Raw genomic sequence first — 20,176 nt, 5'->3', positions numbered from 1 at the left:
ATACGTCCCTGCAGACAATTCGAGTATAATGTTTGTCAATTCAGGTTATGATGGAATAAAAATTGGAGGTTGAGATATGAAAAGAGCATTGCTGGCCATACTGGTATTCTTTTTATGGGTTTTGCCTGTCAAAGCAGCAACCATTAACTTGCCCGAAAGGGTAGGGCAGGGTGAACCGTTTTGGGTGGAGTTTGTGTCTGATAAAAATCCAGATTCCCTTACAGTTCAATGGCTTGAAAAAACTGTTGAGTATCCGGTAGATTTCAACGGAACACAGAGCATTCTTCTAAGTGCAGGGCTGGATCATAAAGGTAAGTATCCATTGTCTATTTCTTTTGATTTTGGCGATGAGCAGATTGTTGAAGAGTTTAATGTATATATATCCGCCAAGGACTATCCTGAGCAGCGCCTAACGCTTCCTGAATCCATGGTAACTCCGCCTCAGGAAGTTATCGATCGTATAGTTAGAGAACGGGAGAAGACTGTGAATGCCCTGAACACTCTCAGTCCTGAAAGATATTGGACAACTGATTTTGTTCGGCCGGCATCAGGAAGCGTAAGCTCTCCTTTTGGAGTCAGGCGTTTTCTTAATGATGAGCCAAGGGCACCGCACAGGGGAGTGGACTTAAGAGGACCTGAGGGAACACCTGTCAAGGCCATGGAAACGGGCAGAGTGATCTTAACAGGTGATTTTTACTTTGGAGGCAAAACTGTAATTCTGGACCATGGTCTTGGGTTTGTGACTGTTTATATGCATTTAAGTGAAATCAATGTAAACAAGGGTGAGTATATTTCTAAGGGAGACCTTGTAGGCCTTGTGGGCATGACTGGCAGGGCGACAGGGCCGCATCTGCACTTAGGTGTCTATGTTCTTGGTCAGGCAGTTGATCCTATGCTATTGCTGGAGTGAAAATTCAGTTAATAGTAATAGTTTAGCCCTTTTTTAAGGAAAGCAGGGGACAGGCACTCCGGGCCCCACTTGAGGGTCAACGGTAATTTAAACGTCTCACTTTTGAGACAAGTGAGTCCCGGAAGAGCCAGTCCCCCTCCGGGCTGTATGCCTCCGGGCAGGAAGCCGTGCCACATGCAAATGGCTAAACTATTACAGTTAATATACCTGGTTGGAACGAGGAGAATCCTGCAGTTCCGGACTCTCCTCGTTCCAACCGGATACATTTGTTTGCCTGTAAAAAAAGATAACTGAATAACCAATAACGATAACATTTTTTTAACATTCTTTAAGCGTGCATCACTGGCAAAAAGCTGTGGTTGCATCATCATTACTGTCTTGCAAGACGATCTAAAATAAAGCCAAAAAAAGCCTCGTTGCCATCTAAGTAATATACCCATCCAAGGTGCGTCAGACAAAGCGCACAGCTCACAGCCTGCCATGAGTATCCTGGAAACCACGTGAATTCTGAGGTAATCTGGCCAACGCATAGAACATTGCCAGCATTGCCATAACAGCCCACTTCAAAAACCAGTCCATGCGGATTCACAAAGACATGCCGGTGAGAGTCATTTATCCTGACTGCTTCACTTTCCTTAGTTATTGGAGCTTTGCAGCTCAGGCACAGGATATCTCTATCTGAGTATTCATCTTCAACTCTGCTGTCTGACTCGTGTTTTACAAAATGAGTTGGCTCTGATTCTGTTCTAAACATGCTGATCTCTATCATAATAGTTTTAGTTTTGTCAGGTCGTGTAACACTACAGCGACACTTAATAATGTGGAGAAAAGATAGCATAAAACTTTTACATATGATTAATCATCTAACAGTCAATGTGTGCAAAGTGCCATCAAAAACAAGAACAATAATAGTGTATTATATCATTATTTAAAGCTGGAACAAAGGTTGCTATGGATTTGTCATTTGAGTAAGTTTGGCTTGATAGAATTACAGCGACACTTTTTTAAGCTGGAAGGGGAATGGCTCTCTTGCAGCCGGAAAGTCCGGCTGTGCTGGGTTTGAGGTCGGCAAAAGCGCATGTCCCCTGCTATTCAAAAAAACTAAACAGTTACGTTTGTTCCTGTTTTTTACAGGTTGCCAATTTTTTCCAGGTTTTGTTGCTGAATCAGGCTTTCAAAGTAAAGTTCTTCTGCAAAAATATTTATTCACCATGCTCTGAGGGCAGCTTGTATCCTGATTGTTTTTCTGTTGATACTAATAGTAATGGCGAAAACCAGTCAGAATATCAGCTTTACGAAAAGTGAAAATATGTGGTGAATAATACTTACCTGCAAAACAACAAAGCATGGTTTGTAAAGGATATCAGCAAAATATCAGGATTCGTTAAATTAGTAAAGGAGTCTACTTTGGCTAGCATATTCTGGGAAAGCGTCAGGGAAGAGGTTCGTAAAAACTATATTGCGGTATTCGAACGCAACTGGCCTGGATGGCTTGCAGGAATATTTCTCGCAATACTGGCACTAATGATTTTTATGTGGCACAGTCCCTGGGGGATTACTGGGGGCTATAGAAACTGGGGGGACTGGATACTGTATGGTATTGGCTTGAGTGCAGACAGACCTGTTGTACCATGGCTCAGCACCATGTCCATGACCAATATTGGACTTTTTGTCGGTGCTATGGCTTCGGCATTGATGGGAAGACAGTTTCGCATTCGCATGGCGCCTCCCTATGAGTACTTGAAAGGTCTTGCCGGCGGAGCTTTCATGGGGCTTGGAGCTGCTCTTGCCGCTGGCTGCAATATCGGAGGTTTTTACAATGCCATCGGCATGTTTTCCATGGGTGGTTATGCCATGATGATTGGTCTTGGCGTTGGTGCATATTTTGGTTTGCGCTTTCTAATCTGGGAAATCAGCAATATTCCGCAGCAGGCAGCCCGGCCTCCCAAGGTTCACGATTTAAAGAAAGAGCCCCTCATTGACTGGGGTAAGGTTAGTCCATTCATTGGTGGAGCACTATTAATTGGCGTTATTGCATCTTTTTATATTTTTTCTGCTCAGGGTCATACCCAAATTGGCGGACTTTTGTTTTTTGGGGCGTTGATCGGCATAACCATGCATAGATCCAGAATGTGTTTTGTCAGGGCATTTCGTGAACCATTTATGACTGGAGATGCAGAAATGATCAGGGTTATAGCCATGAGTCTGATGATTTACGGTTTGGGGTCTGCGGTCATTAAGTGGAACTATCTTCAGCCTGATATGATGGGGGTACATCATCCTTTCTGGCTGGGCAGCCTGATTGGTGGGGTAATCTTTGGCTTTGGCATGTTGCTTGCCGGTGGATGTGGAACTGGTTCGCTTTGGCGGGCTGGTGAGGGACATACCAAGCTGATGCTCACTCTGGTTTCCTTTTCCATCTTTAATTCCATAGGGTATAAAATAGTTCACAATACCGGACTGATTGAAATGATAGGTTCTGGCACATTTATGCCGGCAGTATTTGGCTGGGAGTTTGCCTTGCCTCTCTATCTTCTAATACTTTTTGCCTGGGTGTTCTGGGCTATATGGAACGAAAGAACGGAAAAGTTTGTTATTTTTTAGTGCGGCTGCATTTTCACCTAACTAAACTGGCAAATGTGCATCAATCATAAGCATAAATCGTAAAAATTTGAAAAATGTAACTGTCTGATTTTGTTAGAAAAACGATTCTGGTTACTTGTAAGCTTCTCACCTGGGCGGGCCGGGACCGAACTTGTGAGTAACTCATACACCTCGTTCCCAGGCTCCAGCCTGGGGACGTCTTACTCTTGCGGCTCCAGCCGCTTCTTCAAAATGTGGCTTAAGCCACAAAAAAAGAGGTAATAGCCTTAACGCGTTTGAGATTGCCGCGCTCGAAGACTCGCTCGCAATGACACCTGAGTTGTCAGGGATGTAGTTGCTCAAAACCTGTCACCCACAAGGGAGCCTAAGCGACCGAAGTAATTTTTATGGTAAATCCGTAATACTCTCAATTTATTACATATTCGATTTTAGTTACTTAGAAGCTCCTCACCCGGGCGGCCCGGGACCGAACTTGTGAGTAACTTTAGGATACTGTCACTTTTCTGAAAATTGGGACAGTCCCCGCGAGGTACTATAAAAAAGATTGATGCTGCATTGGTTCCTGTAAGAAATTTGCTTTGATGAAAAAATATACACAGCGAGGGACAGTCCCCCTCCGGGCTGTAAGCCTCCGGGCAGGAAGCTGTGCCAGGCGCAAAGTTCCCATCTTTGAAGGAACTTTTCAGGAAATTGAGAATCAATCATATGTAAAAATTATAAAAATTGTGAAAATTATAACCGTCTGATTTTATTACAAAAACGATTATAGTTACTTGTAAGTATCTGAATTTGTTAAAATAAAACGATAGTTACTTTAATTTGATATCCTTAGTTTTGGCTGCGTGTAAAGACTTAAGTTCACTGTTTACCCAAATGATTAATTAACTGATATATAAAGGAGGTTAGCCATGGATTTATCAAACATCACTGCGGACAAATTTCTTGATACAAGCGGATTGAGTTGCCCCATGCCACTGCTGAAGACTAAAAAAGCCTTGAAAGACATGGATTCAGGACAAATACTTCACATTTTAGGCACTGATCCAGGGTCTAAGAATGACATACCTGACTTTGGCAACAAGAATGGCAATGAATTTTTGGGCTTGCAGGATGCAGATGACGGGTCGACTAATTATTACATCAAAAAGGGGTGAACATGTCTGGGGTTACAGTAATTATAAAAGATATCGACCAGCAATATGAAGGACTCAGAACAAGCTTAGGTCTGCTTTTACATGCAGCAACTGTAAATATGGTAGTGCTGGACCATGAAATCGCTGATATGAACGAGGCTTATGAGGATAACATGGGCTTTCTTGATGAAATGGAGGGTGAACGTTATTCAAATAACCCAGCTAATATTGAAAAATATGGATTTAAGCCTATTGATCAGGACAAACTTGCAGCAATGATTAATGAATCGCAGCATGTTATCCCTTTTTAGTTAGAATCAGATACACTATGGGTGGACCTGGGATCCGGCACTCATTTGAGCTGGTTTTTCCGATTCCCTGGTAGTGACTTGCTGAAGCGAGTGTCGGAAAATTAGACTTTATTGCCCAAAAGTTTACACTAATCCCTATTTTTTTTTAACGGCACTGTCAAAAATTGGCTGCATATATTAAAGGAGTATAAAATTTTATGAAGGTACTGCATATATTCAAATCCGAACCTGAAAAAATGGTATCAGATATTGTTAGAAGTACTTGTGATGAAAATGATTGTAAGGTTGTTGAAGTTTTCAGGCCTGACGTTGATTGGGAAAACCTTGTGGACGATATCTTCAGCCATAATAAAGTGATATGCTGGTGGTAGTTTTTTAAGATTCAGTGTGAAGTTATACCAGTAAATTTGCTGAGGTAAATTCTAATTTTTAGATACAGCAGTGCAGGCTGGCGCTGCTACATTCATTAAAAAAGATTCGCTGTAGAGATAAGGAGCTTATTTATGGACATGGATAAGGACTTGGCATCCGCCATAGTGCTGGAGAGATGCAATTGTTATGATAGTGCCCTGGAAGCAGCCAAGAAAGCCCTTATAAAGGATGAACTGCCTCCTGATCAGATTCAAGCGACCAAGGATGTTGTAAAGTCTCTTGGGGCTCTATATTTCAAGCAGCAATGTTTGGAAAAGATATTAGAATGTTACCATCTTTTATCTGAGATTTCGCCGTTGGATGACAAACTGGAGCAAGAGCAAGTTGAGGTGAAAATCAGTTTGAATAAAGATATTTTTGACATATTAAAAGTATTAGAAAGTATTCAAGAAAATCAGGGCAAAAATCAGGAGCAACTATTTAAGGAAGCCATGACCCTTTTGATATTAAATTATTCAACGAGTAAGGAAGTAAAAAATATCATTCTGGAAAAGGCCAAGGAAATTTTTTAGTAGTGAAATATAGGAGAATATTTTGAATGAGTAAATCAAGTGAATCTAAAACAATGGGCATACTTGTCAGGGATGATAAGTATCTGGAGCAGGTGATCAATCTGACTTCAGCTGCAGATAAAAAAGGTGTGAAAGTGCAGATATTTTTTACTGGCAAATCAGTTATGCTGACTAAGGATGAAAATTTTGCCAAACTGTTGGGTAAAGCCAGGCTTTCAGTTTGCGATGTGAGTTTTAGAGCCCTTGGGCTGTCAGGGGAAGTACCTGGAGTTGGTTTCAAGGATTTTGCAACACAGGCAAGAAATGCGGAAATGATAGAAGAGTGTGACAGGTATGTAGTATTTTAACCTGGAAGATATAGATAGGATCGTTTGTAATAGTTTTGCACTTTGCATGTGCACGGGGACTGGCTTTTACGGAACCGCCTGCCTCAAAAATGAGACGCTTACAACATCGGTTGTTACTTAGTAGCTCCTCACCCGGGCGACCCGGGACCGAACGTGTGGGTAACTGTCTTAAAAGTGGAGCCTGCATCCTGCAGGCTATTTAATTCCAGGCGGCTGGAAGCCGCCTCCACCTTGAAGAACAGTCCCATATTTGGAAATTGGGACAGTCCCCGCGAGGTACTATAAAACAGATTGATACTCCATTGGTTCCTGGAAGAAATTTGCTTCAATGAAAAAATTTACACAGCGAGGGACAGTCCCTGTGCCAGGCGCAAAGCTCCCATCTTTGACGGAACTTTTCTGGCAAATGAGCATCAATCATAAGCAATAATCGTCAAAATTAGAAAACTGTAAACATGTGATTTTATTAGCAAAACGATTGTAGTTACTTGTAAGGGCCCGTTAGTGCCTGTCCCCTGGTTTCATAAAAAAGCTAAACGATTACTTGTTGCCAGAAAAAGCGCATTGCTTCCTGGTTACCCCCAAATTATAGAATCTTTGGCAGGATCATAAGAAAACTTTGCGCCATGCACTGCTTCCACGAGTTTCAGGGATTTACCTTGAAAGTATATATTTGTTCCAGGATAAGCCGTCTGTTTGACTTTGACATAATGCTTTCTGGCATCTTCCGGTGAGATTCCTTTTTCCCGAATGATTTTGTCCATCTTTTTTATTCTTTCCTGAATTTTAGCATATGTCTCCATCAGTTCCTTGGTTTTTTTCTTTTGCTCAGCAGTGAGCTTGCCAGACTTATTTTCCATGGCGTTTTTCATGAGGATATTTTTAATTTCCTGGTGATGTTTTGTCAGTTCAGCCTTTTCATTGGCAAGCTTTTCAATATTTTTTTTGGCAGGCCCCACGTAAATATCTGTTTTTATGCCATATTCCGATCCAATCTGGTTGACTTCAATATACTTTTCCGCCTTGATCTCTCCACCCATGATTATCCCTTTTTCAGGCGCAAGAACAGCACCCTTGCAATGGATACGGCAATTATTCAGGTTGCTGGAAAAATTCAGGTCTTCACCTATTTGAATCATCGCATTTTCGGCAAATTTACATCGAAAGGCTCCTCCGGCCTGTATCTTGCCTGAGCCTTTCATAACTACACCAAAGTTTACCTCGACTTTACCTCCTGCTGAAACTCTTGCATCTTCAATATTTTCGTGGACCAGTATATGCTCAGGGGCTTTCACTACAAAGCCTTCCTTGATGGACCCGGTAATTTCAACTGACCCGCTTTCCAGTCTGATGTTGCCTGTGGAATAGTCCACATCTCCATTGATGGTCATAAAATCTAAAACAGAAATGGTATTTTTCTCAAAAACAACCAGACCCGACATGGTTGATGACAGAAGGCCTGAAGGGGCCATGGAAACATTTTTGCCGGGTTTCAGTTTCGCTTCCTTGCCTGTCTTAGCCTCCTGCAATTTGCCAAAAACATCATATCCATCGGTTCCTTCTTCAGGAGGATATATTTTTCCAAGTTCTGTATTGGTCGCAACTGTTCTGAAAATTCCTCGCTCTCTATAGTCAACCTTGATATTAACATCACTTTCATCAATTTCAGGAGGTTTGATGGCATCTGAAGGCTCAAAATAACCATCACGCCCATTTAAGGGAGGCCTGCCTTTGGCAACGACAGCAATTTGCGGTGACTTGTTTTTTGCCGCCCTGCGCAGCCCCTCTTCAATGGTCTTAAGCACGATGGTCTCACCAAGCTGCATTGCGGTCAGGCTTTCAACAATTCTTTCTACAGTGATCTTTTTATTATAAAAATCTGAGTGAAAAAGCACGCTGGTGATTCTGGTCTTATCCGGACTGATGCGAAAAAGAGGTTTGACCCTCACAGAGTGATCATGTGACAGTACTTGACCATACCCCCGAGCCAGAACATTATTGGTTTTTTGATTCAGAACACAGCCAGAACCAATTTTTACTGCTGTGGGCTGTTGGCTATCCCCCGGCATCACTTTTTGATTGAAGACGTCTATGCCGGGAATATCTTCTTTATGCTTTTCAATACTGCCTATAACCATGCCTTTAAAGACAGGGAGGTCGGGATTGCCTTTCAGTTTGAAATACTCTGCGCCTTTCATACAGGGTGCAACACCTTTAAGGACAGCCATTCCTGTAATATCTGACCCTGAAACAGCTTTGGCCACAACTGCATGGATCAGGTCATGGTTTATGTCCATTCTGATCCCGATTTGTTTTAGCTGAGCAAGAATCTGTTTTTCCGTCAGGGGAGAACCTTTGCCAGATGGCGGAGTGTATTTGTGCACCTTGATAATGAGTCCATCCTGAGTGACTACAAGCTCAATAGTGGCCTTGTTCATATGTTTTTAAACTCCTACCGTCTCCATCCCCAGTTTATGTCCATATCCCTGGGGGCTTCTATATTGATGATTATTTCCATTGTTGATGATTCATTTTGATTAAGGCTAAGGTTCCAGATGATTAAATTGTCTTCACGTTTATCGGGTTTGGGCAAAAACTCGAAAGAAGTCTTGATTCGTTCATCTCCAATTATCGGATCCGGCTCTTCCAGTCTTATTGATACGGGATATTGATGCTGATTTTCCAAACGAATCAAAAAATCCCATAAAAATGTCTGTCTGTTGGCAATTATGCCCCTGGCTCCTGATTTTTTGTCTCTAATTACCAGCTCGGATGTTACAAAGGGATCAGATCCAAAAAACAGGGTTTCCTCTGTGCCCGCTATGCGGATATGTCTCTTGCCGATTACTGCACCTTCCAGGAGAAACACTGCCTGTCCGGGGGGCAAGTCTTTTGCCTGTTCAAACTCAGTCTCTGCTCTAATAAAAGCCTGATTGTCAATGCTTGGTCTCAGCAGGTAAGTAAATTCAGCTGGCCAGTTCTCCTGTTCCAGAGGAATCCTTACCTTAGTGCCGGCTTCAATGGTTCGATTTCCAAGACGCCACTGAGAAAAAGACGATGTTCTCTCAAGTTCAGGAGCAGGTGCAGAACTCATGAGCATATCTGCAGCCGAATAATGCTCCATGGTAGTTCGCGCGGCGATTCTTCCTGGAGCTGGTGTTTTATCCTGCACAGGTTCAATCCTCCATGGAGGAATGGTGCCGGGTGTCAGGCGGCGTATGGGCTCTAAAGTCGCTAGACTGACGTGTACATCTTTCCAGTCGGTCCCGCTGCCTTGCCAGACTTCTGCTTCCCATGAAAAATTGATGTTGGAATTTCCTGGATCTGCTTCAAGACGATAAAAAGATTTCCAGCCACAGTTATTAAGTATATAGTTGTATTCTACAAAAATATTCTTGTCTGTGGAAACTTCATCAAGAAATATTTTTACAAGCCAGTTCTTGTTGTCCGGTCCTGAAACCTCTTGCAGTCTGTTCTGGATATTTTTAATTTTATCATTAATTTTTTCCAGTTCTTCTTCGTATTTGTCAATATCAATATACAGACGGTGCAGGTTGGAGGATATAGCTGACTGGATATGTTCCATGACTGAAATATCCGAAGCTTGAAAACGGGCCTGTTCTTCCCAGAAGACCTTGCCGGTTATGGTGGAGTTCAGGGAGGCCTTCAGTTCTGATCTATTGTGCTTCAGCTCTTTTAACTGTTGCTGTAGTTGAATAATTTTATCAAGTTCTGCGTAATCACTTCTATTCCATGCAATATCCGTGACATTTGCTCTGGAGTCATGACTCAGGTTAACAATTATGGATTCAGGTTGGGCCTGGGGCGGAAGGGACAATTTCAGAATAACCCGCCCTTCATGGTCCAGAGGGGCTAAGGTGTCCTCAGCCCACACTCTTGCTGAATCGGGAAAAATGAGAACTTTTTTTGGAGTGGAGTAAACTGAGGTACAGTTTATCAAAATAAACAGAAGAGACCAAAAAAATGACTTCATAATCCGGTGGAGGGGAAAGTGAGTAGACAAGTTATATTCCATGATAATCCTCGAATATTTTCAGAGTAACTAAAAGGTGTCAAAAGTGTTTGTTCAGAGCCTTCATACAAAACAGCATGCTGGGTTTAATTTAGACGCTTGGGTGTGTGGCAAGGGGACTGTCACTTTTAGAATGCACTTGCCACATATATGACACGTTTAAAGCATCAGTTATTGCTCAAAAAGAGTCCCGGAGTGCCTGTCCGCTTCTTTTCTTAAAATGGGCTAAACTATTACGAGACTGGAAGTTCTGAATTTACCTGGTCACACCTTTATTCATAAAATGATTTCTATTGGCAACAGTTTAGCCAAATATAAAACTCTTAAGTCAGTGTTACATTCGCTATTAACCAATGTAACATAATTCCTCACAGGGTAATATGATTAGATTGCCTTGTGAAGGGTAATAAAATCAAGGCATAATTCTGCGCAGCAGCCCCTCGAGAGCATCAGATTGTGGTTCAGAGGTTTCTGGTTCCTCGTCTGGAGAAGTGATAGCATCAAGAAGTTTTCGCGCTGCACCATCTCCATGTCGCAAAATAAGGCTTCTTAGGACTGCTTCATTGTCAAGCCCGAAAGAAAGGTTGTCCAAGGGGCCATGTACTCTTAACGGTATTCTGGGATCACGTGTATTGTGGCGTGCTTCAATTTCCTGCTTGAGTGCTCCATCTAAACTGACCTGGGAGTGTGAAATCATGGATGACTCAAGTAAATTGATTACCATATCGCCCTGCAGTTTAATCGCTGGAGAATTGAGCAGCAAATTTTGTGAACTTGCAATGCCCTGGTTAATATCAAAGTCAGCTCCAAGGCTGGTAAATTCTGTTTCACCTTGACGCTGAGTCAGGGTGTTGATTTCCCCGGCAGAAACAGCAAATACATCCCTTATCATCCTTTCCAGATCAATTCCTTTAATGACACCGTCTGTGATCTGCACACTGGAACTGCCGGCAAGGTTGGCAATTAACGCGTCGGGGTTATGACCAGATGTAACAAGGCTGAGATCCATATCAGCCTTGCCTGAAAAGAATTTTTTTTGTGTAATATCGGTTATTAACGGGCCAGTCTGAAGATCTTTGAGGGTTTGCCGGGCAGTTATCTGCAATACTCCATCCAGATCTTCCAGGGACACTTCTGCTGTCTGTTCACCCTGATAAAGTCGTGCATTGAAAGGAGAAATGTCCATACGTCCATTTCGAGATGAAATTTTTAGATATAAATGGTCTATAGTCACATCGGAAATTAAAGTGTCATAAAGTGTCAGCTCTCCATCTAAAGAAAAGTCGTTTAAAAATGATAGATCCATGGGCGAGTGCTTATTGTCACCGGAATAATCCTGATTTTCTGCCTTGGTACCTGAAGCAGTTGGAACCATAAACATATTTTGAGTGATATTTCTACCTTCAATGTTGAAAGAAACAGCAGGAATCGAGTTCATCCCACTCACTCCAAAATGACCCATCAGTTCAGTCTTAAGCATATCAAACTGGAAAGCCGGTACTTGAACTGAATTTTCTTGTAAATTGTAATTAACATCAAAGACAATGTGTCCATCTGTAATATCTTCAGGCAGTATATCTCCCTGAATATTGAAACTCATGTCAAAGTTTTGTCCACTTAAGACCTGGCTGGAAGTATCCAGTAACATTGTTGTACTGAAATTATTTTTGAAGCCAAGGTCTGGTTCGTTAATTTTCAGATTAAAGCCACCTTCAATACTAATAGGCAAGTCAAGGGCAATTCTGCTGGTGCTGAGGTGAAAATCCGATAGTGAAAATCCTGTATTGTTCTGCCGATCATCATAAGAAATTCCAGCGTTGGAGATAGCAAGGCCTTCAATGTCCGGCATCAGAAAGAAAAAGCCAGAGGTTTGTTCATCAGTATCAGCAGGCAATTCATCATTGAGGGGTATTTCTTCCTGAACCATTTTTTCTGCATCATCAAAAGCATACAGCCAGTTTGCCCGACCATTCTCATCTTTGATCAGGTCTAAATTCAAGCCATTGAGCACGATTTTTTCAGCCTCAAGTCTTCCTGCAAAAAGTGGCCAGAATTTGATCCTGATTTGAAGTTGCTCTAAGGATGCCATGGGTGTGTCGTCAAAACCGGGAGGATTGTTGACATGAGTTTGTCCCAGCCCAATCCCTATCCATGGGACAAAGGAAAGCTCCACATCCCCGTCAATGACAACCTGATAACCTGTAACATTTTCAATCTCCTGAGAAATTCTGTCTTTATGGTCATTAACATCAATAAGCATGGGTATTAGTATGGCCGCCAGAATGAAAATGGTCAGTAATATACCTGCCAGCATCAGGGCGATTTTAAATACTTTAAACATATGTCACTTCCTTTGAGAAAATTTCCCGGTATAACCCTTTTCATGTTTCAAAGCTGATAGTTTTGAAAATTTATAAGTCAGTTCTGTAACTTTAATGGATGCGCAAAAAACTGTCAAAGCAACCGCATATGGTTTTTTGGAAAGGTAGTTTCCTTAGATTAAACAGTTGGTTAAGCGATTCATGCTGATTTTCACTTTTCAACAAAATGATCCAGAAAAAAGTCTGCTTTTCCCAAAAATTCAAGCCTTTTTTGTAAGCTGTTAAACAGAGACTTCTTTTTGTTTCTAACCTTATAATTTATGACAATCAATCACAAAGTATGGATGTTCATGGCTACAGCTAAAAAAAGTTACAGGTAGGTCAGTCACTGTTCTGCTGTTAAGATTGTCACTCGAGGACCCCGGGAGAAGAGCTTCTAAGTAACTACAATCGTTTTGCTAACAAAATCAGACGGATACAATTTTCATGTTTTTACGATTTTTGCTTATGATTGATGTACATTTGCCTGAAAAGTTCCGTCAAAGATGGGAACTTTGCGCCTGGCACAGCTTCCTGCCCGGAGGCTTACAGCCCGGAGGGGGACTGTCCCTCGCAGTGTAAATTTTTTCATTTAAGCAAATTTTTTCCAGGAACCAATGCAGTAACATTTTTTATTATAGTACCTCGCGGGGACTGTCCCAATTTCCAGAAAAGTGACAGACTCGTAAAGTTACTCACAGGTTCGGTCTCGGGCCGCCCGGGTGAGGCGGCTTCTAAGTAGAAAAAATAAGGCGCTTAGACAGAAACCTCATTATCAGGTTTATAGAAGTCACTGATGAAGCTTTTTCTGCCCAGTTCGTTTTTAAGAGGAGGGCATTTTTCTGCCATATATTCCAGTTCTTCAAGGTAAGTGCGCCAGTGATCAAGATAGAACGATAGAGGTTTAGAGAAATTTTTTCCAACAAGTCCATCAAGAAGGAGCTGACTGATCTGTTTCTCCCGGAAAAGGACATGCTGGGAAAGGAGTATTACCTTGCGTTCCTCTCTGGTCATGGTTTTAAACATCTGGCGCAATACGAGCCTGGCTCTGGGCTGGTACATCCATAAGTACATAAGGTCCAGGGCATTGACTATAACTATGTTGACCATATCCCGCTTCTCATACTCTATGGACTGAAGCAGTTCCTTGGTTGATTCAAGCAGGGAAAGAACGTCATCTAAGGGAAAAAGCAGTTCCAGCTGAGCATAGGTATTGAAGAGATGATTAAATTTGATTCTATAATCCTGAATTCTTTTTTTGATGAACTGAGCTCTGTCCGCCAATCCTTCAATCACTCCAGCTACAGTATCTGAAGCCAGCTTGGAGATGATGGCTGCCCATTGCTGCAATATCAGGTCCACAGCCATAACACCCATCAGCGCCAATGTCCCTCCAGCAAGCCAGTTGAGAAAAAGTGCCAATGGTATGGCCAAAATGCTTCGAAAGAAATTGCCGATTATCGCAGCCCGCGGCAACCCCCGGAACAGATTATGGGAAGACAGGTAAACTCCATTGACTAAAGAGATAACTGAATAAACCAGAACAGGATTAGTGGAAACAGTCATGTTTAAAGTGTTATCCAGCAGCCAGGTTTTGATGACAAAATCCAGCAGAGGTACGGAAAAACCTGTAAACATAAGAGAGTCTGCAAGCCTGTCCCAGCTGACGTAACTGTTCCACTTGACCAGATTGGGACGATTTATTCCTCCACATCCCAGAACAGACTGGATTATATTGCGGACTCCTGTGATTCCAAACCAGATCAAGGCCCCGAAATAGGCCAGAAGCCACCATTCCTGATTGAAGTAAAATGTCAGAAAAGCAGGCAGAAAGCCCAGCAGGACTTTTCCCACGATTTTTGTTTTAGTGTTGAGATATTTTATGGGAATGGACGAATAGTTACTGGAGTGAGGTTCTGTTGATGATGCCTTAGACTGATCGTCATTTCTGATGCCGCCAACAGTGTATATGTTGCTTTCATCTTCTGTTGAATGAAAGTAGTCCTTTATTTCCCAGTCAGTAATTTTTCTGTAGCCCAGTCTTTTGAGTACAGGGGTTTTCCGCAGCAATGAAAATAGCTTTGATGAAAATGGTCCGGAGCCTCGAAAAGGAATCAGTGTATGTCGTGTAAAAGAACTGAGTCCTATTCCTACAGGGTGATAGGCAGTGTTTTTGTGGTCTTTAAGCTGCTTGCGGGAGCTTTTGGGCAGAGAATCCGACAGGACAAGCCCCATGCCGTAAAGCCTTTGTGAACGACCGGTGGAATCGGATCCGACCCGAGAGCCAAGATGGCGATATTTATAATAATTTTGAAAGACAGGTATGTCGCATAAAATATCAATAAGTTTCTGTATTCGCTCCTGGTCTATACCTTCCTTGCTGCAGGCATTTTCGTGCATTCTGCTGAGGTACCTTTTCAGGGTTATGACGTTGCCGGAATTCAATGCAGCCTGCAGATTGATTATTTCTTCCTTGTCAAACTCCCGTCCCAGGACCTGATTTTTCAGGTTGAGTAGTTCAAGGTGGGTAATAAGCCCTTTGCAATCATAAAGCAGTTCAATGACATCCTCCACCTTCAGATCGCACAGGTTGAGGGTAATATCTGAGTTGGAGTGCAGGCTTTTGAGCTTAGCAACCAGTTCGTAAGGGCTTAAAGATAGGAGTTCAGGAGGATTTTCAGCATGCACAAGCTCCTGGATGTCTGGATTTTTGGAAGGTCTCAGATAGTCTTCAATAATATCATAAATATCCGGAATGGATAGTCGGCTATCAAATATCTGGTCAGCACCAAAGTTGATTTCATTTACAGGCTGCAATCCATCATCATGCTTGGTACTCGCTCCTGCCTGTCTTGCAATACACTCCTGAATGAACTTGCCAAGATGGTGAATGGATGCCTGACCAGGACCTACTGAGCTTAGAAAGTTTGACTCAGTCAGTTTCTCAAGATTGATGGCATATTTTTTATTGACTGTTTCCAGATGGTTATCGTTGAAGGATTTGAGAAGATTGAGAGTATAAGATTGACTCAGCTTAGAAACTTCACGCCCCATTTGCATAAGATCTTCAATTCTCGGGGCCTTTAAAAATTCCATAAAACCCATGGGGCCACTGAACCCTCTCGGCATCCAGATCATTCTTACTTGTTTTGATCTGTGTCTGACAATGAACTCTAAGCCGATTTTGACTTGAATATCCATAATGGAAGCAGCCCGCAGCAGTTCTTCAGCAACTTCCCTCTGAACATGATTGTAATAGACTACAGTCAGACTTCTGATTCCCTTGATCCAGGCGTCCATTATGAGATGGGTGGGAGACTTTCTGCCTGTAGTGTTAACATCATGCACATGTTCATCAAAGGCAGTCTGATTCCAGGTCTCGGGCATTTCCAACAGACGGTATTTTTTCAGCTCAGCGCGCACTAATCTGGGTTTTCCTGATGAAACCTGGGCAAAATCACGGGCGAGCTCAAGCTGTTTGCGGCAGTCACCATGGCTTCGAACCAGGTTTTTCATTATTTCCACAAGCACCCTCGCTGTGTTGAGGCGAAGAGGCCCGCTGGAGGTTGATAAAACCTCATCACGCAATGAGTTGAGCGCACGGATTCTGTCAGATGACTGTCCTGTTTTAAGAGATCCCAGAAGCTGGGCTACAGAATAGGCCACCCGCAAAGGTCTGGAAGCGGCCATCTCTTTAATGCCATGAGGATGCAGGAAAGGGGCCAGCAGTTTTTTCTGTTGGGATAGAGACGATTCGTTGTAAACATCATTTACAAGCCTCAGGAGATCGTAGTCTCGTTTATCAAAAAAAAGTCCTGCAAAACCTTCGAGTTGTGGACAACTGGTGTCTGTGGCAGTGTGGTGCTGGAGATTATTGTTGCGAGACATGAGTATAAGTTGTAACTGACCCTGATCTCATTTTAAATGAATATTGCGTGTTTATGTCCAGGAGTGATTATTCTGAGATATTGTATTTTTTCAAAATTCTTGAGCTTTAATGCTGTTGCGACCTGATCTTTTGGCTTCATAAAGCATTTTGTCTGCATTTTGGATGAAATTTTCCACAGACAGACCATTTTTTGGAATTGTGGCTGCAATGCCGATGCTCATAGTTATGATGGAACTTACAGGAGAATACTCATGTGGGATGGCCAAATCAAAAATATTTTTATGGATTTTTTCAGCTATATTTTTTGCTCCATCAAGGTCAGTTTCAGGAAGTACGCATGCGAACTCTTCTCCGCCGAACCTTGCTGCCAGGTCCGCAGGTCTGGACAAAGAACTTTCAATTGTTGTAGCAATTTTTTTTAGACATTCATCACCAGCAGAGTGGCCGTAATTATCATTGTAGAGCTTGAAGTGGTCAATATCCAGCATAAGAAGCGATATATGCTCTTTCTGCCGCTTGGATCTACGCCATTCCTGGTCTAAGTATTCGTCAAGCCTTCTTCTGTTGGCTACTCCTGTCAGACCGTCCTTCATGGAAATATTCTCTAAGTAATCACGGTACCTTTTGAGTTCCAGATGATTTTTGACTCTTGCTCGCACTACTGCCGGTCTGATGGGCTTGGTGATATAATCAACCGCTCCGATTTCAAATCCTCTGGCTTCATCTTCTTCCATGGTCAACGCAGTAATAAAAATGACCGGAATGGATTTTGTGGCCGGATTTTCCTTAAGTTTCCTGCAAGCTTCAAACCCGTCCATCTTGGGCATCATGATGTCCAGCAGAATGACATCTGGCTGCTGTGCTTCAGCCATTGCAATGGCTTCATATCCATTCAGTGCAAAGAATATTTCATAATCCTGGCCGAGAATTTCTGCGAGGACCTGGATGTTGGTAGGAGTGTCATCCACTATCAGTATTTTGGCACGACCTGAGTCTGACATTATTTTTCCGTCTATTGTATGTTGTGCAGAAAGTCGTTGAGCCGTTCAGTAGGAGGATTTTCGTAGAGTTCTCTCGGAGAGCCGTCATGGATGATTTTGCCGTCATCCATAAAAATGAGCCTGCTGCCGACATTAAGTGCGAAGTTGATTTCGTGGGAAACCACGATCATGGTCATGCCTTCTTCAGCTAAGGAACGCATTACTGAAAGCACTTCTCCCTTAAGTTCGGGGTCAAGTGCTGATGTAGGTTCATCAAAAAGCATTAGTTTTGGTTTAACTGCCAGGGCTCTGGCAATGGCTACTCTTTGTTGCTGCCCCCCTGAAAGCTGGGAGGGGTAATAGCTGGCTCTTTCAGCAAGGCCCACTTTTCCGAGGAGTTCCCTGGCCAGAGCGTGGGCATCCTTTTTGGAGGATTTTCTTACCTTTCTTGGTCCAAAGGCAACATTTTCCAATGCAGTCATTTGTGGAAAAAGATTGAATTGCTGAAATACCATGCCGGCTTCCTGTCTGATGAGGCGTATATCAGTCTTGGGGTCTGTAACGCTCATGCCGTCAACAATCAGTTCTCCCGATGTAATTTTTTCCAGAACATTGATGCAGCGAAGCAGGGTTGATTTGCCGGACCCTGAGGGTCCTAAGGTTACCACCACTTCCCCGGTATTTATGGATAGATCAATGTCACGTAAAACCTTAAGTTCACCGAAACTTTTACAAACTTTTTTACATTCAACAATTTTCATATTATTTTCATTCTCCGTTCAAGCCAGCGTAATGAGAGCGCAAGTATTGTGGTCAGTACAAGATATATAATTGCTACTGCCGTCCAAACTTCCAGGGCGCGAAATGAAGAAGCCATGATTTCCTGTCCCTGTCGGGTGAGCTCGCCGACCCCAATTACAATGAACAAAGACGTATCCTTGAGTCCTATAATGAACTGGTTGCCAAGGGGAGGAATCATTCTGCGAAAAGCCAGGGGGCCTACAACAGAAGCAGTCACCTGCAATCTGGACAGTCCCAGCGCCAGGCCTGCATCTACCAGACCCTTATTGATGGATAGTACTGCGCCTCTGACTATTTCCGCTATATATGCTCCGGCATTAATGGCCAGAACAAGTATGGCTGCATAAAGTCCGGTCAGGCGTATGCCCATGGCCAGCGGCAGAGCAAAGTAGACAAACATGGCTTGAACAACAATGGGAGTTCCCCGGATAATCCATACATATCCAGCTCCGATAATATTGAGCAGGGGAATTCTGTAGGCCAGAATCAGTCCGGTAAGAGTACCGAGTATGATGCCCCCAACTAAGCCATAAAAGGTAATGTAAATGGTCAGCTTAACCCCTTTCATCAACTGGGGCAGGGTGTTTAAAACAAATTGAAATTGAAAATCCATATATTTATACCGTCTAAAAATGCAAAATATGTTGTGGGGGATTAATTTTAGATTGAAAATCAGTTGGTTACGCTAAACTCCGCGGGTTAATGTCAACCCGCGGAGCAATGAAAAAACTATCTGGGGTTGGGGTCTGTTCCAAACCATTTACGGTATATTTCAGCATACTTGCCAGACTCAACAAGCTGCAGAAAAGCGATATTGACGTCATTTCTCAGGCTGCTATTAAGAGGAAAACCGATTCCGTATGATTGAGCCTGCATGCGTGGACCCACTGCCTTGACCTGACCGTCTCCTGCTGTATTTATGTAGTACATTACGTTGGGGGTATCGTGCATTGCTGCATCTACTCTGCCAGCCCGAACTTCCATGTAAGCTGCTTCAATGTTGGGAAACTGAACAATCTCTGAAGGGTTTAGTCTTGGGGCATAGTTGGCACTGGTGGTGCCTGTGCGCACTGCGATACGCTTGCCTTCAATGTCTTCGGGGCCAGCTATTTCGTCATTATCAGCCATGACCATTATGGACAGACCGCTGTCATAGTATGGGTGAGAGAAGTCAACAACCTTTTCTCTTTCAGCAGTGATGGTAATTCCTGCCAGAGCAGCATCAACACTGCCGGTTTGCAGAGCAGGGACAATTCCGGAAAAATCCATAGGCTGAAGCTGATATTCAACACCGATTTTTTCTGCTATGGCAGCCCATAGATCAATATCAAATCCAACATATTCACCGGTGTCAGGATCTCTGAATTCAAAAGGTACAAAGGCTGTGTCAACTGCGACCGTAAGTTTTTTTGCATGAGATGGACCGGCAAACACTCCTGTGATAAGCAACAGGGCTGCAAGCAAAGTTGTGAGAATAAATTTTCTGATCATTAAAACCTCCATAAAAAAGTTTTTGTAACAAAGGGTCCTCTTACATATCCGAATCTCTTAAACAAACCATGCATTAATGTCAATAAGGCATTAAAAAGACTGGAAATTTGTATCTGTTCATCACATTTTTCTACTTTCTGATAATGACTGCATCCTGGTTTGTTTTCGCCATTGCTGCTTGTTTGACCAGCCCTGAGCCAGTTACTCAAAATCATGCACAGGGACAGCCTTGGGGCTGCTTGAATAAATTAATGGTTTTGACTTACGGGCTCATGCTGGGAGTTTGCAGCAACAGAAAACAACTCAGGATGCAGGCTCACCTCGCAACATGGTGAATAGTTACAGAATTTTTTTTACATGCCAGAATTATGTC

General features: G+C 42.7%; 16 protein-coding genes. 7 read left to right on the top strand and 9 right to left on the bottom strand.

Going from position 1 to position 20,176, the window contains the following annotated elements:
* The first annotated feature begins 76 nt into the window (after positions 1 to 76).
* Positions 77 to 910, top strand: a complete 834-nt coding sequence (locus tag LZ23_RS12555; RefSeq protein WP_045214698.1) for a M23 family metallopeptidase — start codon at positions 77 to 79, stop codon at positions 908 to 910.
* A gap of 370 nt (positions 911 to 1,280) precedes the next feature.
* Here the strand turns inward: LZ23_RS12555 and LZ23_RS12545 are convergent, their stop codons facing one another.
* The gene (locus tag LZ23_RS12545) at positions 1,281 to 1,664 is read right to left on the bottom strand and encodes a cereblon family protein (RefSeq protein ID WP_045214695.1); all 384 of its coding nucleotides are present in this window, start codon (positions 1,662 to 1,664) and stop codon (positions 1,281 to 1,283) included.
* A 653-nt stretch (positions 1,665 to 2,317) separates the two neighbouring features.
* Here LZ23_RS12545 and LZ23_RS12535 point away from each other — a divergent pair.
* The 6 genes from LZ23_RS12535 (at position 2,318) to LZ23_RS12515 (ending at position 6,249) form a co-directional block, all read left to right on the top strand.
* The gene (locus LZ23_RS12535) at positions 2,318 to 3,514 is read left to right on the top strand and encodes a YeeE/YedE thiosulfate transporter family protein (protein ID WP_045214691.1); all 1,197 of its coding nucleotides are present in this window, start codon (positions 2,318 to 2,320) and stop codon (positions 3,512 to 3,514) included.
* Between the two features lie 908 nt (positions 3,515 to 4,422).
* Positions 4,423 to 4,668, top strand: coding sequence for a sulfurtransferase TusA family protein (locus LZ23_RS12530; RefSeq protein ID WP_045214690.1), 246 nt, complete (start codon positions 4,423 to 4,425; stop codon positions 4,666 to 4,668).
* A gap of 2 nt (positions 4,669 to 4,670) precedes the next feature.
* Positions 4,671 to 4,958 carry a hypothetical protein gene (locus tag LZ23_RS12525; protein WP_045214688.1) on the top strand — a complete coding sequence of 96 codons (288 nt, stop codon included), beginning with the start codon at positions 4,671 to 4,673 and terminating at the stop codon, positions 4,956 to 4,958.
* A gap of 197 nt (positions 4,959 to 5,155) precedes the next feature.
* A complete protein-coding gene (locus LZ23_RS24160) occupies positions 5,156 to 5,329 on the top strand; it encodes a hypothetical protein (RefSeq protein ID WP_157493216.1) in 174 nt (57 codons plus the stop codon).
* A gap of 132 nt (positions 5,330 to 5,461) precedes the next feature.
* Positions 5,462 to 5,902, top strand: a complete 441-nt coding sequence (locus LZ23_RS12520; protein ID WP_045214686.1) for a hypothetical protein — start codon at positions 5,462 to 5,464, stop codon at positions 5,900 to 5,902.
* A gap of 26 nt (positions 5,903 to 5,928) precedes the next feature.
* Positions 5,929 to 6,249, top strand: a complete 321-nt coding sequence (locus LZ23_RS12515) for a hypothetical protein (RefSeq protein WP_045214684.1) — start codon at positions 5,929 to 5,931, stop codon at positions 6,247 to 6,249.
* Positions 6,250 to 6,824: 575 nt separating this feature from the next.
* Here the strand turns inward: LZ23_RS12515 and LZ23_RS12510 are convergent.
* The 8 genes from LZ23_RS12510 to glnH form a co-directional block, all read right to left on the bottom strand.
* Positions 6,825 to 8,687 (bottom strand): flagellar assembly protein A, encoded by a 1,863-nt coding sequence (locus tag LZ23_RS12510; protein WP_045214682.1) that lies wholly within the window; start codon positions 8,685 to 8,687, stop codon positions 6,825 to 6,827.
* 14 nt (positions 8,688 to 8,701) lie between these two features.
* Positions 8,702 to 10,243, bottom strand: a complete 1,542-nt coding sequence (locus tag LZ23_RS12505; RefSeq protein WP_269745186.1) for a mucoidy inhibitor MuiA family protein — start codon at positions 10,241 to 10,243, stop codon at positions 8,702 to 8,704.
* 451 nt (positions 10,244 to 10,694) lie between these two features.
* Positions 10,695 to 12,623, bottom strand: a complete 1,929-nt coding sequence (locus LZ23_RS12500) for an AsmA family protein (RefSeq protein ID WP_045214679.1) — start codon at positions 12,621 to 12,623, stop codon at positions 10,695 to 10,697.
* Positions 12,624 to 13,398: 775 nt separating this feature from the next.
* Complete coding sequence (locus LZ23_RS12495; protein ID WP_052507353.1) at positions 13,399 to 16,530, bottom strand: hypothetical protein; 3,132 nt, start codon at positions 16,528 to 16,530, stop codon at positions 13,399 to 13,401.
* A gap of 90 nt (positions 16,531 to 16,620) precedes the next feature.
* A complete protein-coding gene (locus LZ23_RS12490) occupies positions 16,621 to 17,532 on the bottom strand; it encodes a diguanylate cyclase (protein ID WP_045214677.1) in 912 nt (303 codons plus the stop codon).
* An 11-nt stretch (positions 17,533 to 17,543) separates the two neighbouring features.
* On the bottom strand, positions 17,544 to 18,272 hold the full coding sequence (glnQ, locus tag LZ23_RS12485) for a glutamine ABC transporter ATP-binding protein GlnQ (RefSeq protein WP_269745185.1): 729 nt from the start codon (positions 18,270 to 18,272) through the stop codon (positions 17,544 to 17,546).
* A complete protein-coding gene (glnP, locus tag LZ23_RS12480; RefSeq protein ID WP_045214676.1) occupies positions 18,269 to 18,925 on the bottom strand; it encodes a glutamine ABC transporter permease GlnP in 657 nt (218 codons plus the stop codon). The genes glnQ and glnP overlap by 4 nt, the downstream gene beginning before the upstream one ends.
* Before the next feature lie 116 nt (positions 18,926 to 19,041).
* On the bottom strand, positions 19,042 to 19,803 hold the full coding sequence (glnH, locus tag LZ23_RS12475; RefSeq protein WP_045214674.1) for a glutamine ABC transporter substrate-binding protein GlnH: 762 nt from the start codon (positions 19,801 to 19,803) through the stop codon (positions 19,042 to 19,044).
* Positions 19,804 to 20,176: the final 373 nt, after the last annotated feature.

The sequence above is a fragment of the Desulfonatronovibrio magnus genome (genome assembly GCF_000934755.1).
In the GTDB taxonomy this organism is placed as follows: Bacteria; Desulfobacterota; Desulfovibrionia; order Desulfovibrionales; family Desulfonatronovibrionaceae; genus Desulfonatronovibrio; species Desulfonatronovibrio magnus.
The sequence above is the reverse complement of the archived record's forward strand: the minus strand, read 5'-3'. Positions and strand labels throughout refer to the sequence as shown.

Bases quoted from the DNA above. Each gene is read 5' to 3' on its own strand.
- LZ23_RS12555 (WP_045214698.1), top strand. From the start codon at position 77: ATGAAAAGAGCATTGCTGGCCATACTGGTATTCTTTTTATGGGTTTTG.
- LZ23_RS12545 (WP_045214695.1), bottom strand. From the start codon at position 1,664: ATGTTTAGAACAGAATCAGAGCCAACTCATTTTGTAAAACACGAGTCA.
- LZ23_RS12530 (WP_045214690.1), top strand. From the start codon at position 4,423: ATGGATTTATCAAACATCACTGCGGACAAATTTCTTGATACAAGCGGA.
- LZ23_RS12525 (WP_045214688.1), top strand. From the start codon at position 4,671: ATGTCTGGGGTTACAGTAATTATAAAAGATATCGACCAGCAATATGAA.
- LZ23_RS24160 (WP_157493216.1), top strand. From the start codon at position 5,156: ATGAAGGTACTGCATATATTCAAATCCGAACCTGAAAAAATGGTATCA.
- LZ23_RS12520 (WP_045214686.1), top strand. From the start codon at position 5,462: ATGGACATGGATAAGGACTTGGCATCCGCCATAGTGCTGGAGAGATGC.
- LZ23_RS12515 (WP_045214684.1), top strand. From the start codon at position 5,929: ATGAGTAAATCAAGTGAATCTAAAACAATGGGCATACTTGTCAGGGAT.
- LZ23_RS12510 (WP_045214682.1), bottom strand. From the start codon at position 8,687: ATGAACAAGGCCACTATTGAGCTTGTAGTCACTCAGGATGGACTCATT.
- LZ23_RS12505 (WP_269745186.1), bottom strand. From the start codon at position 10,243: ATGAAGTCATTTTTTTGGTCTCTTCTGTTTATTTTGATAAACTGTACC.
- LZ23_RS12500 (WP_045214679.1), bottom strand. From the start codon at position 12,623: ATGTTTAAAGTATTTAAAATCGCCCTGATGCTGGCAGGTATATTACTG.
- LZ23_RS12495 (WP_052507353.1), bottom strand. From the start codon at position 16,530: ATGTCTCGCAACAATAATCTCCAGCACCACACTGCCACAGACACCAGT.
- LZ23_RS12490 (WP_045214677.1), bottom strand. From the start codon at position 17,532: ATGTCAGACTCAGGTCGTGCCAAAATACTGATAGTGGATGACACTCCT.
- glnQ (WP_269745185.1), bottom strand. From the start codon at position 18,272: ATGAAAATTGTTGAATGTAAAAAAGTTTGTAAAAGTTTCGGTGAACTT.
- glnP (WP_045214676.1), bottom strand. From the start codon at position 18,925: ATGGATTTTCAATTTCAATTTGTTTTAAACACCCTGCCCCAGTTGATG.
- glnH (WP_045214674.1), bottom strand. From the start codon at position 19,803: ATGATCAGAAAATTTATTCTCACAACTTTGCTTGCAGCCCTGTTGCTT.